Raw genomic sequence first — 13,477 nt, 5'->3', positions numbered from 1 at the left:
TTCCTGATAGAATGCCGATTTATTTTTTTATTGCTCTAGAGGTCGTATAGCCAATATTTCCACTTTTCGATTTCCTTTCTCGATTGCTATTCCTGTAGCTTCTAAACCATCTTTTAGCTTATTAAAGTTTTTCTTATCACGTGGCAACGATATTGTTAAAATAGTTTTTGGATCGATGCCCGTTTCATCCACAATTTTTATGTCATTGGAATTGCCTTCAATATTTGATCGTAATAATCCATAAATCGCAGCAAGAGACCAACCCTTGAGCATTACCGTGCTGGAATCAACCTCAATAATTTTATTTTCGAGAACACTCTGCTGCTTCAATTTTCCTTTTCCTTTTTTCAATATCCAACATGGAAATTGCTTCGATTCCATAATACCCTCAATATTTTTGGTTGCAGAAAAAAACCGGTTTAAGTCTGATTGCATATATTTTAGTAAAAGATTTTTTGCATCCAGAGGAAGGGCTATTTCGTAACAAAAGCTATTATTTTCAAACCAGCTGTCAACGTCATTATTATCCCTTGGCCATTGCAATGAAAGGCTGTCGGCAACCTCGATTCTTATTCTATTCTTTTCAAAAGGCCTTACTCCAAATGCACTCTTGTATAAATCAAGAACAGGCTGGTTATAAAACCTTCTAATTATGAGCCCATCGGTTGAATCGATTTCTGTGTTAACACCTCTGCCAAAGCCATAGTTCCCTTTGAAAAAAGCAGAATAATACATGGGCTTAAGAGAAGGGTGAGCTTTTTTGATCAGGCTATTCTTTTTTATATCAAAACCGTCCAGTAATAAATCTGTCTTTTTCGATAGGATGACTTTTTCCCCGGCTAGTATCTTAGCAATGTGTTCCTTCGTTGCATTTATACTGGAAGTACTTGCAATGACTTTATTTTTATAGATCCATATATGGTGCGGAGTACCTGAATGCGGGAAAATTTCTCTCCAGATAGTATCACCATAAGCATTCGGCAGAGTCGTCAAACCTATACCAGGTCTGAGTATTTTCATGGCATTTACCCTCTTTTCTATGGCATCTTTTTTTTCCCAGGGATTAACCATGATAATCTGTAGCTTACCGGGAAATTCCTTTTGCAATTGTTCTAGCTCAGGTATTGCTTCAATACAACTAGGACAGCCAGTCGTCCAAAAATCTATGATCACCAGTTTGTCGGAAAGCATTCCCAAAGAAAGCTTTCCCTTGTAATTTATTAAATTATGGAAGGAAAAATCCGGAACCGTATCGCCAATACTAAGTGCCTTGAGAGCAGGCTGCTGCTGTGCCTTGCAGGTTATTGCCATTATAAAAAGTAGCACAAGTCCCTGTATTATTTTATTACTTATCATTTTCATCGCTCGTTCTGTTCTATTCCACTTAATCTTATTTCATTGTCTGGTATGGGAAATGTGTAACGGTTGTCATTGGGAGTCAATTCATATTTAACGCCATCAATGTAACGTACCAGTGTTTTTGCAAAACGGGCATCTTTATTGAGCCGCCTTAAATCTTCCCATCGGAGCTGCCCTGTAAAAGGAAGTTCTTTTCTCCTTTCCTGTAAAACCGTCTCCAACAAAATATCCGGATCATTTATATTCTTTGCCACATACTTTCCCCTTAGGTACCTATTCATTAGTAGATGATTCAAGTCATTATTGGCTTCCGCAATTTTAGAGAGCCGCGCACATGCCTCGGCATGTACCAATAATATCTCGTTAGTTGCTATTCCTGCAAAATTGTTATTTACCGCAGCATAGTTACCCCGGAATTGATAATAGCCATTCTTGGGTGCGAAAAACAAACTTCTCCGAAAATCAGTGGGCTCATACATCTTATATAAAGCCGTATCCACATAGCCTAATGCGTTAGATTGAGCAGATACCGTCCTATTAATATTTTGATAAGCATAGAACATGATCTCAGGATTATTGGGATAGTTTGGAAATCTGAAGCTAGATGTCGGAGAAACCAGGTTGCTATTGAAGTCCAGTAAAACATTAAATTGTTTTAAAGAAGCACTCGAAAAGTTATAAGCCTGCTCATAATTTTCTATCGCCAAATACACTTTCGCTAATAAGGCATTAGCCGTGGGCCGAGAGGGACGTGTTTGATATGAAGTAGTGATTGGAAGTTTATCAACCGCAATTTTTAAATCCTCAATTATCCGTTCATAGGTTTTACCTAAAGTTGATCTAATAGGCTTTTTATTTACATCGGAAGTCTCCCTCAAGACAAGTCCTAATGAATTCAGATGCTCTGCCGAATAAGGTTTACAATAAATCTGACTGAGCGCATAGTACATAAACGCTCTTAAGAACAGAGCCGATCCCTTAACTCTATCATAGTCAACAGCATTTGTTTCATTGCGATCTATCTTCTTTAAGCCGTCTAAAACGATGTTTGTACTTTCAATAAGGGCATAACCTGTATTCCAATCAGCAGCCATACTTCCTGCAAATATATCTTTAGACCAGAGGTAAGAATTTTTCAAGTACTGGTCAGCGGCATTGAAATTCTGATCAGTCATAAAATAATTATCTGTGCCGGTTAACCCTATGCCAGGAAATTTATTATTAATCGAACTATTGTCATCTAGTATTGCCTGAAAGTCCTCCAATGTTGTTGGCCGCACATCTGAGAGCCTTGCCTTTTCATCTAACCATTTATCTTCGAATTTGCATGACCCCAAAAAAATGATTGCAAGCAACTGTACCATGCAAATTATTCTAAGTTTGTTTTTATCTGTTTCCATAATCTTGCTTATCATTAAATAAAATTTATAGCGTGGCTTTTAACCCAAATGAAATGGAAAAGGGTTGTGGAATATCATGAACGTAATAGCCGCCTATTACATCAGGATCAATTCCTTTTTTATTTGCTCTCCAAATAATTCCCAAATTGTTCATGTAAGTAAACAACTGCAAGTTTCGGATCGCAGACCATCCTGACCTTTTGAAATTATAGCTGAGCCGAATGTCCTGAAACCTGATATGGTCTCCCTTTTCCACCAGGACATCTGAATATTGATAAAAAGTATTTTTATTTTCATCTCCGACAACAGATACGGATGGTACTGCAGTGGTATTTTCATCTCCCGGCTTCTGCCAGCGCTGTGAAAAGTCAACATTTCCACCATAGTTAAGGATATTGCCATAATTTAAAAAAGTAGAACTCCTGCGCATGACGTATCCAAACTTATAACCGATTGAAAAGGATAGTTCAAATTCTTTGAGCGAGAAATCATTTCTCAAATTGCCAAATACGGTTGGTGTTGACGGCCCGTTATACTTAAGGTCTCCAGGTTGAAATTTATTAATAATACTCGCGTAATCATTACTTGATTTACCATCCAAATATCCCAAAGGATCACCACTTTGAGGGTCAAGTCCTGCCCATTTGTAACTGTAGATGCTATTGATTGGTCTTCCAATGATACCCACGACATTTGAGGAAATTGAAGAGGAAGTAAGAGGTACATCGTAGGTCACTATCTTATTGTTTATTGTGCTAAACATCAAGGTAGTATTCCATTTAAAAGATGCTCTAAAGTTCCGGCTAATCAACTGTACATCAAATCCTTTTGTTTGCGTTTCTGCAGCATTTCCAGAAAACGATAGGAAGCCTGTAGATGGGGCCAACTCAATTGGCTGGATGAGATCTTGACCATTTTTCACATAATATTCAAGACTTCCAGACAAGACCTGCTTTTTCAAATGAAAATCAAGTCCGAAGTTTATATTTCGGACTTTCTCCCATCTTAGGTCCGGGTTGGGAGCGGTCAAATTAGTAATTCTTGGCAGTCCGGTAACAATACTTGTAAGGGAAACTCCTGTAACATAAGCAGTGCCGAAATATACATTTCCACTGTAACCGTATGTAGCCCTGAATTTCAGGTAAGGCAACAGTTCACTATGATAAAATTTTTCATTGCTTAGGCTCCATCCCAATCCAGCTGACCATAAAGGTGTGATCTTTTGGTTTGTGTTAACCCCAAAAATATTGGCTCCATCACGACGCGCACTACCTGTTATTGAATATAGATTTTTATAGGTATATCCTAAATTGGTATAATACGAGATATAGCGATTGGTAATTCCAAATACGGTACCTCCGGGAGAAGGAATTCTTGAAGTGCCAAAAGGATTGACTGAAAAAATTGTAGCGAAATCAAGATTATTATTTGTTGCTCCAACCTCTTTCCTATAACCGTAATACGTATTGCCATATCCTTCGGTTTTTAATTGTTTAATTTCCCATCCCAATAAAGCTGTAATCTGGTGCTCTGTACTAATTAATTTATCAAAATTGAGTTGTGCCCTTAAATTATTTGCATTCCAATCATATTGGGAGGTTTCCAAGATAGCGCCTTTAGCGGGAATGCGATAACCTAATGAACCATCTGTATTCAAAATAGAAAATCGATTAATTAGGTTTCGTGTATAATACGATTCAGGGCTGTTGAAGTTTTCGTTTTTGATCCTTTGGTGCTGGTTCTGGAATAGCACTTCGGCTTTTAAAAACGACGTGATTTTGTAGTTAATGCCAGCCTTTAAAACGAGATCATTTATACGTGTTGTTTTATCGCTAATTTGAAGTTCATCAAGCGGTTTATAGGTCCAATCTTTGAAGCCCTTTCCCATCATCTGTTGTGCGTAGAACGGACGAAAGTCTTTTATAATTGCAAGTGCTTCGCCTTGTTCATCTGCAAAAAGAGCATAAGGATAAATCCTACCATATTGCCCGCCAGGGGATAGGCCTCCGGTATAGGGAAAATCATTGTTGGGATCTGTTTTACTGATCGTGTTGATTATACCGGCAGTTAATTGGAGCCGGGAGGTTATCTCGTAGCTATTTATAGAATTTATTGTAAACCTTGAATAACTATTCCTCGCCAGAGATTCAGCATTTTTATCTAAACCTGATGAAAGAGCATATTTTATTTTATTGCCTCCTCCCCGTAACCCAATTGAATACTGCTGATTTACCGCTTTTCGATACATGTAACGGTCATACTCTTTTCTTACATCATTTTGTTCAAGCTCCGTAATCTGTGTATTATAGCTCGAATGATCAATGTTTCTATTTTTTAATTGGGATAAAAGTTCCACTACAGGCGATACAGGTGTGTAGGCAAAATTATCCTCAAGGTCTGCATCAAAATATCCGATACTAAATAGTTCTTTTTCTATCCCTATATAGTCTTTACTGTTTAGATAGTTTCGATCATAGAAAACGTCAGGCTTATTTTTTACCGACAGATTAGCATTCAATTCGACAGTTAGCTGCTTATTTAATTTCCCTTGTTTACTTGTGATGACGATAACACCGTTTCCTGCTCTGGCGCCCCAAATCGATGCTGCCGCCGCATCTTTTAATATTGTGATACTTTCTATATCGTTTGGGTTAATATTGGACAATTCGCCTTCATAGGGAAAATTATCAAGTACAATTAATGGAGAATTGCTAACTCCGGATGAAAGGGATGATTGGCCTCTGATTATTAAACCCGCATTTCGACCTAAAGGATTGTAATTGGAAGCCTTCATGAAGGATACGTTAGTGTATTCCAATCCAGGGACCATGCCATTTAGTCGTTCCTGAAAATTTGCGGATAAGGCTCGGTTTAATATCGCGCTATCAACAAGAACAAATGATCCAGTTACCCTTTCTTTTGGTATACTTTGATAGCCGGTATTGACATTTACGACAGCTTCAGTTAACATGCCTTGAACGGCATTTAGGGTGACAATTATTCCGTCATTAAATTCACTTATTTCACGTCCACTATGTCCCAAAAGACTAAAAGTAATTATTGATCCCACCGGTACATCGTCAAGGGAAAAAGCTCCGGCTTCATCTGATCGGGTAGCCTGGTCCGAATTTTTTATCCTTACCGTAACGTTTGCCAGTGGCTGATCCAAGCTGTCAATAATACGCCCCCTAATTGGTCTCTTGATTTTTCTTTTAGGCTGCTGTATCGAATTATTTTCAATGACGGTTATTACTTTTCCGTTCATCTCAAAATTCATAGGTTGGCTAGTAAAGATTTGTCGTAAAACCTCCAATAGTTCTATCTCTTTTGCTGTTATGGTGACAGGATTGGATTTTGCCATAAGTTGATCGCTAAAAATAAAGGCATATCCACTTTGCTTTCTTAACTGTTGCAAGACTTCTTTAAGCGGTTGATTTTTGGCTACAATTGTGATCTTTTGAGCCGAGGCTGCAAAGTATAGTAATAGTAGCAGCGCAACCAAGAAGATAAATCGAAGCCATCTCGCCAGACCGTATTTATCAGGTATGGCTGGGTTCCAGTCATTGTTACACTTATTATCGTGCACAATTCTCCTTTGAATTTTAGAATTCATAAATTTGATTCGTTAGGTAATAAAAATTAGTTTGCTTTGAACGGTATTCTTGTTTTTGCCTGGCACCAGCCGGAAGCGCTAACTTCCGGCTCTTTTTTTTGCCAGGTCTATAAACACATATGAAACTTGCTTTACTTTTCTTCTACAATCCTCCTTCCTTCGATTTTTAATTTTACGCCTGTTGTTGTCCTCAAAGATTTGATCAGGTCACCAATAGGGATGTCCCTCGGAAACTCACCAGAGACGGTTCCTATTTCTCGATCCTTTGAGATATCTATTTCAACATTATACCATCGAGCGACTTGTCTGAGAAATAGGTTAAGGTTTGCTTTGTTTACCACGAAAAGACCGTCTTTCCAGGCCGTGTAATCGTCGCCGTTAACTTGCAGCACCCGAAGCTCATCTCTGGCGACAATAGCTTGCTGACCCGGTTTTATGATGACGGTCTTCTGTGATCGATTGTTAAGAATCCTTAAGGAGCCTTCCAATAATGTGGCGGCGCCGAAAGGCTCATTGGAATAGGTATTGAAATTAAATTCTGTTCCCAAAGCAGTCACCTCCATATCTGTGGACTTTACTGTGAACGGTAATTTTTTGCTTTTTGCAACTTGAAAGTAGGCCTCACCGGTAAGCTCTATCTGGCGTGAAGTGATACCAAAGGAGACTGGGTATTTAATGGAGGAACCTGCATTCAGCCACACTTTGGAGCCATCGGCAAGTACCACCTTGAACTGGCCGCCCATTGGAACCCTTACGGTATTAAATCCATCCTTTTGCAGGGCAGCTTCCCTTGTCTGCTGTCCATAGGTTAATGTTCCATCTTTTAGGCTCGCAATACCATCTTTGCTATTTTGTAGCGACCCTTTATCAAAAAGTGAGACCTGGCTGCCGTCGGAAAGAATAAGCTCTGCTTTATCAGTTCCGGGATGAATTTCTACTTGTTGGGCGATAGTAGTTGGAGCAACGCTTTTTTGCTGCTGGTCAAAAAAGTAAAAGACCGCTATGCCAAGGGCAAGTAATATTGCTGCTGCGGTAGAGAGGTAGATCCAAAGAACGTTAGTTTTTGGTCTGGGACGTAATTGGATGGAAAGGATTTCCTTTACATTTCCGGTTATTTCTTCAACCTGGTCGTTATTGGGTACATTCTCTTCGGATAGCGTAGACCTGATCTTTGCCATCAGCTGGTCATCAACTTTTTCAGCATTAAATACATCCAGGAGATAGCCAAGCTCTTGCCCGGTTATAGTACCCTTTAGGTACTTTTCGAATAGGTATTGGATTTGGTTATTGTCCACAGCTTTCTCCTTTTTTATAGCCTTTACGGACTGTGGGGAGAAATCAATAGCTGAGTGGTATAATTTTTATTTTTTTATTTTCAAGAAAGGCTGTTGTATAACAGAGAGGCCAGGATCAGTACCGGTAGCGAAGGGTGGCTGGAGAAATAATCTTTAAGGAATGCATTGGCCTTGGTCACATGATCATTCACCGCTGCCTGGGAAATCCCCAGTAGATCGGCAACCTCCTTATAACTTTTCTCTTCCAATTTACACATGCTGTACACTCTTTTTCGCTGCGGCGGCAATTTGTCTATGGCTTCATGAAGAAGTTGTCTTCCTTCCTGGTCGAATAGGGCTTTTTCAATATGGTCATAAGCCTCCGTGGTAAAGGAGATGAAATGGGCTCGCATCTTTTCATCCCTTGCTACCTTCCGGAATATATCATATACCATATTTTCAGAAATACGGAACAAGTAGGCTTTGATGGATTTTTCAGGATCAATGCTTCCCCGATGTTCCCATAGGCGGACGAATATTTCCTGCAGGCATTCTGCCGCCAGATCACGATCTTTGAGCAGCCTTACCAGGTTGCCGGTTAATTTAGGGCTATAGCGGTCATAAATTTGTTCAAAGGCTTCATAGTTCCCCGCCCTGAGTTGTTCGAGAATGGTGCGCTCCGCTTCCATTTCTAATGCCTGCATCTTCATCTTTAAGTCTCTTGGTGGGTCTAATGTGGTCATTTTTGTGGCCGGATGCAAGAAAAAAATGCTGCAAAACGGTTGATGGGGCTAAAAACAAACATTTAATTTTCTATGCAACCGACTTTATAACAAAAATTGCAGACGAGTCCTCGCAACTGCATGTAGACCGGCTCAGTTTTTCCGCTCCACAAAAATTTTAATCTTTTTGAAAGGCAGATCCGCTTTGGCATCGATACGCTTACTCTTCCATATCTCGGAGCCGCCGAAACGAATATCAAAATCATACCGTCCAAGAAGCCCATTCGAAATCGTTACAGCAAAATCGACAGTGAAACTGGAGTCCTGCTGGAATAACCAGTTCAGTTGCTGATCATTTAGAATAAAATGTTGTTGTGCCCAACCTATTATATCTGATCTTAGAAACATGGCCTGCTCCTGGAGCAGGTTGTCGTCAAGGCCGTACAGCTCATGTTGTTTTAACGCTATTCCAACGGGGGTAAAATAGACCTGTTCCATATCTTAACATGTTGAATTTAAAGTAACTAATATAATAAATATTTACTAACTTTAATATTTGTTAGGTAAGAACGATTATAAACGATTATGGAAAACAGGGTTTATACGAATGAAAATCGCCCCGCGTATAATGATGTTTTTAAAAGGGTAATTCTTGCTTTGGTAGGAGCCCATTTTATCGTGGTCTACGGTGACCATGAGGATATAGGAAAAATAATCAGGCATTTTGATTATTACAATGCTATGGTTGCAAGTTTTGTAATTGCTTTCCTGGTACTGTACTACATCTGGATGATAACCCGGTACCTCGATGCCAGGCTCGATTGGTTCCAGGACACCAATAAACGGATAGCAGCACAGCTTGCGCTTGGTCTAGCGCCTCCAGCCGCAATTGCAGTACTGCTTGCATGGGTTTATTTCAGTATGTACGGCCATGATATCCGGGATACCCCATACTTTGACAGTGACTTCCCTGTGATTTTACTGTTTATCTTCCTGGCCAATATCTATTACTTTTTATATTACCTGGTCGTATCCTTCTGGCCACGTGACAGTACGGAAATTAAGGAGGATATTTCTAAACCAACACCGCAAAATGAACAGGAGGGAAGTCTGCCCGAACGGCGACAGTATAAAACTGTAATTCTTGTTCAGACGCCCCTTAAGAGTATTCCAGTACCAACCTCCGCAATTGCTTATTTTTTCCGGGAGCAAAAGCAGAATTACCTGCGAAAAAATGATGGGGAAATATTTGAAATCAGCTATTCCCTCGATGAGTTGGAGGCCAGCCTTGCGCCAACTGCTTTTTTTCGAATAAACCGCCAGATGATTATTAGCTTTAGTTGCTGCAAGGAATTTAGTCCTACAAATGGCCCAAGGCTCGAACTGGGATTGATACCCGCTCCATCAGATCCTGTTTTGGTCAGCGAAACAAAAGTCAGCACATTTAAAAACTGGATTATACGATGATGCTGAATTCAGCGCATATATCCCTGAACTCAACACCATATTTGCCTCAATCAAAGGGCACTTCCCTTTGATTGAGGCAAAAATCAACGGAGCATATCGCTCCAACCTTCTTATTTAGATGAAGTAATTGCTCATATTCCGAATTCGGATACCAATATTCCGAATTCGGACTATTCTGATTGATTGGGATTTTAGATACCCTTGCCGAGCTCTTAATTTTGGATCAAAGCCGGCAGGGTGCACACTGCTTTCTAAACTAAATAAATCGAATTATGAATCAATTTCTCATAGAATTGCAGAAAAATATGGAGGTGTCTATGCATGTCATTTCCACCGAATCTGAACATGATCTTGAACTGGCTAACCGTAGTAAAGATTGCTTAAATAAAACAATGGAACTGCTCAACGACTTCGTTCGTCAGTATGAGTTTCGAACAACCGAAGATGAGATCAGGTTCTTCAAAGAACAAAGGCCGTCCTTCTATGCTGAATTTATATTTTGGAATGAAGTTCTATTTCTAGAATCCAACCTGCCGGTAGGCACAAAATGGCAGATCGATTTTTTAAAGAAAGCCATACAGCGCATCAACGATTATTTTGAACGTTATAAGGAATTGTACAAATACTATAAGCAACAACTGACGCTACATGATCAGCAGCTTTTCGTCCGTTATCCTGAAGAGAAGCTCATAAACATCGAAGAGAATCCGGAACTCGACAGTAGGATTTCAACTGCATACAGTTCACTTTTTGGTAAATTTATGGCCTTCGATCGCCTCGCAGGTAAAATACAAAATACCATCGCTAATCTAAAATCACCAAAATATAAAAGTAACCCCGAACATTCGGAAAGGCTAAAATGGACCGGAAGTAAGGCTCAATTAATTGAGCTCATTTACGCCCTTGCCAGTAGCGGTGTTATCAATAACGGAAAACCGAATGTAAAGCAGTTATTTCTTATCATTTCAGAGTTTTTTCATATTGAAATCACACATTACTATCCATACTTTCAAAGGATGCGGATAAAGAAAAAAGACCGGGCTCAGTTTATGACTTACCTTACTGATTGTTTGATCAAAAGAATGGATGAAAGTGATGAATTTCCGCGATTTTCTTAATAAGAAAAGCCTTCTGGTAAATGTACCAGAAGGCTTTTTTTATAATTGTCCTATGGCTTCATGTAGCCTTTCCGCATAAGCGAATGCAGGAATTTTAATCCAGTTCTTTCTGATAATAAACAACCAGCAAACCAGGCAAAGCAATAGGAACCCTTCAGATATAAAAAAGACCTGGGGATAGGTCTCCACTGTCCATACTCCAGCTTTAAAACCAAAAAAGCCATACGTAGCTAATGCTAAAATGCCGATCAAAATTATAGATACTGGTTTCAGCCCCCAAAGGTTACGGCGGAAACCGTATGCCATATTCTCTTTGAAGATAAGGGGATATTTATTTGTATCCCTAGTATTGCTTATTATATGACTTGTCCAGGCACGGTATGCCTCATCTACTAAAATAGTATTCGAGCGCTCATACGGCTCGTCCGTTAAGTGGCCTACAGGACATAGACTGTGCATTTTTTGATGATTGCGACCTTTCGTATGTCTATCGAAATGTCCATCGCTCCAACGGAACAATTGGGTAGTTGGGGCGCCGCCCCAATCTTCCCAAAGTTTCTTTTCTTTGCGCTTTCCGCCATCCCTACCAATTTGGGCAGCGAAGTAAGCCAACACACCCATGGCCCCAAAGGGAACTGTAAAATGGATATTCTTATCCAAGTCCCAGAAAGTAACAAGTGCTCCAACAACTATCAAAGGCAAGTAAAAAATAATCATCGGATATAACCGTGCAGTTCTGCTATATCTGTCCATATTTACTCTTCAACTTGGTTAAAAAATGGAACAACATCTGCTGGTCCCCATCCCTCTCTGTTAGCATTCAATGAACTACAAAGTTTAGAACCTGCTGTTTTATATACTTTTGCTCCCCTCCGGTTGTAGGCGTTTGTTACTTTTTTAGAGGGATGCTTTTCCGGCCTTGCGTCTTTAGAAACCGAAACATAGGCTTGATCACATGTGATAGCATCAAGAACGCTTGGAGAGATGTTTCGTTTACTACCATGATGCGGTACTTGCATCATAAAAACTCTTGAAATATCTATACCTTCGGATTTAGAAAACTCGATCACTTTTTTTAATGAAGTAATACCAGCATCTCCTGTAAATAAGTACTTTCTTCCGGCGAATTGAAACAACAATACTGCACTGGAACTGTTTTCAGCAGATGTTTCGCCGTCTTCACTTAAGGTCTCATAATTTAGAGATTCCCCAATCCAGGAAATAGCACGTTCAAAACCACTAAGGGCTTTTTCAAGCAAGATTTGCTTTGCCTGTGGGCTTCTTGCGAAGTCAGGTATAAGTTCTCGATAAAAATCAACCGTTGGCCCAAGAACTGTAATAGCTCCATCCTCACTTGTTCTGCCCGCAAAGGGTTCTCTGACATCAATTCCCTTCGCATTGGCAAGCTCACAAAGCTCAAATGCATAAGTATAACCTTTTTGCAGTCTTTCACTGAGACTATTATCAGTAATCCGGCCATCATGGAAAAGATCCCGAACATGTTCTGAATGCTCCCAAGGTTTATGGATCCATAACTCTCCCACAGAACATTGATTGAGCACCTGCCTCAGACCTGAAGCATGGTCACCATCAGGATGTGTACACACAACAAGATCTACATGATTAGTGTCAAAAAACTCATTGATGTGCTCGACAAGACGGTTTCCCGAATCTTTCGTACCTCCATCAATAACTACTACCTGGTATAAGCTGCGGTCAGAAAAATCGCCATAGCGAAATGCAATAGCATCACCACTCTTTTCTCCGCTGTCTACCGGTAAAAAATCAATTTGTATTTGTTTACTCATAAATATTATTTAGCCCGCAATAAATCAAGACAAAACCGACCGCGAGCATTAGCCGGTGTGCCCCTGTTTAATTTTTAATAAATGACCAGAAGATGCTTGGATCTTTAGGTTTCTTAAGCGGAAAGTTTTAAGAAAAAAAACAATTGTTTTCTTTCGAAAGGTTCCTGTTAGTAACGGGATAATAATTAGTTTTTAAACAGATTATTATCGTTTAGAATTCGATCAAAATGGTTGCCAACCCCAATTAGCCATTTATAATATCAGGAAAACGGGTTGTTTCTGTAGCTAAATATTTACATGTCATGACAATCATGACATGTTGACGTTTAATTAATTATTTACTCTATTTTGAAATAATATAATTGTCAGATTAGCTCATGCCCAGGTTGCCAAAATGGCAACAATCTGTACTAACTCGGCAAATAAATTTTAGGTAGCTACCCCTTAAGTATCATTTTTCGTCTCGCCCTCTGGACAATTTTGCTTTCGTAAACGGACAGGAAATGGATCCTGCCGAAAACTAAAAGCACTATGTTCACTTGCGTCCTAAACGTTTAAAAAGTGGCGGCGTTTGGATATAGCAAAGTTGCTATATTTAAATTGCAAAATTATAACACACCACCATGATAAATTTAAATGTTTTTAGTCAGATTTTATCTCTTATCGACCGCGAATTATTCAAAGATTTGGTTTCAAAGCACAAAAGTGACAAACAT

Annotated in this window: 11 protein-coding genes; 3 read left to right on the top strand and 8 right to left on the bottom strand. The window is 39.4% G+C overall.

What is annotated here, in order from left to right:
• Positions 1 to 27 precede the first annotated feature (27 nt).
• From L1283_RS26355 to L1283_RS26330, 6 genes are all read right to left on the bottom strand, one after another.
• On the bottom strand, positions 28 to 1,362 hold the full coding sequence (locus tag L1283_RS26355) for a TlpA family protein disulfide reductase (protein ID WP_083295793.1): 1,335 nt from the start codon (positions 1,360 to 1,362) through the stop codon (positions 28 to 30).
• On the bottom strand, positions 1,359 to 2,774 hold the full coding sequence (locus tag L1283_RS26350; RefSeq protein ID WP_083295794.1) for a RagB/SusD family nutrient uptake outer membrane protein: 1,416 nt from the start codon (positions 2,772 to 2,774) through the stop codon (positions 1,359 to 1,361). The genes L1283_RS26355 and L1283_RS26350 overlap by 4 nt, the downstream gene beginning before the upstream one ends.
• Before the next feature lie 10 nt (positions 2,775 to 2,784).
• Positions 2,785 to 6,372: a SusC/RagA family TonB-linked outer membrane protein gene (locus L1283_RS26345; RefSeq protein ID WP_139144900.1), complete on the bottom strand. Its 3,588-nt coding sequence runs from the start codon at positions 6,370 to 6,372 to the stop codon at positions 2,785 to 2,787.
• Between the two features lie 131 nt (positions 6,373 to 6,503).
• Positions 6,504 to 7,667 (bottom strand): FecR family protein, encoded by a 1,164-nt coding sequence (locus L1283_RS26340; RefSeq protein ID WP_070561851.1) that lies wholly within the window; start codon positions 7,665 to 7,667, stop codon positions 6,504 to 6,506.
• An 80-nt stretch (positions 7,668 to 7,747) separates the two neighbouring features.
• Entirely contained in the window at positions 7,748 to 8,389 is a 642-nt protein-coding gene (locus L1283_RS26335; protein WP_083295795.1) for an RNA polymerase sigma factor, read from the bottom strand.
• Positions 8,390 to 8,521: 132 nt separating this feature from the next.
• Positions 8,522 to 8,866 carry a hypothetical protein gene (locus L1283_RS26330; RefSeq protein WP_070561853.1) on the bottom strand — a complete coding sequence of 115 codons (345 nt, stop codon included), beginning with the start codon at positions 8,864 to 8,866 and terminating at the stop codon, positions 8,522 to 8,524.
• Between the two features lie 87 nt (positions 8,867 to 8,953).
• Between L1283_RS26330 and L1283_RS26325 the strand changes: the two genes are divergently transcribed.
• A complete protein-coding gene (locus L1283_RS26325; RefSeq protein ID WP_070561856.1) occupies positions 8,954 to 9,835 on the top strand; it encodes a LytR/AlgR family response regulator transcription factor in 882 nt (293 codons plus the stop codon).
• Between the two features lie 272 nt (positions 9,836 to 10,107).
• Positions 10,108 to 10,953: an RteC domain-containing protein gene (locus tag L1283_RS26320; RefSeq protein ID WP_070561858.1), complete on the top strand. Its 846-nt coding sequence runs from the start codon at positions 10,108 to 10,110 to the stop codon at positions 10,951 to 10,953.
• Positions 10,954 to 10,992: 39 nt separating this feature from the next.
• Here L1283_RS26320 and L1283_RS26315 read toward each other — a convergent pair whose 3' ends face one another.
• The gene (locus L1283_RS26315) at positions 10,993 to 11,706 is read right to left on the bottom strand and encodes a hypothetical protein (protein WP_070561860.1); all 714 of its coding nucleotides are present in this window, start codon (positions 11,704 to 11,706) and stop codon (positions 10,993 to 10,995) included.
• 2 nt (positions 11,707 to 11,708) lie between these two features.
• Positions 11,709 to 12,761: a ComEC/Rec2 family competence protein gene (locus L1283_RS26310; protein WP_070561862.1), complete on the bottom strand. Its 1,053-nt coding sequence runs from the start codon at positions 12,759 to 12,761 to the stop codon at positions 11,709 to 11,711.
• Positions 12,762 to 13,384: 623 nt separating this feature from the next.
• On the opposite strand from L1283_RS26310, the gene L1283_RS26305 reads away from it, so the two are divergent.
• The coding region (locus L1283_RS26305) for a DUF4372 domain-containing protein (protein ID WP_429626696.1) at positions 13,385 to 13,477 on the top strand (93 nt) is incomplete at its 3' end.

The organism is Sphingobacterium sp. HSC-15S19 (assembly GCF_050433745.1).
Taxonomy (GTDB): domain Bacteria; phylum Bacteroidota; class Bacteroidia; order Sphingobacteriales; family Sphingobacteriaceae; genus Sphingobacterium; species Sphingobacterium siyangense.
This window is presented reverse-complemented; position numbering and strand designations above follow the sequence as displayed.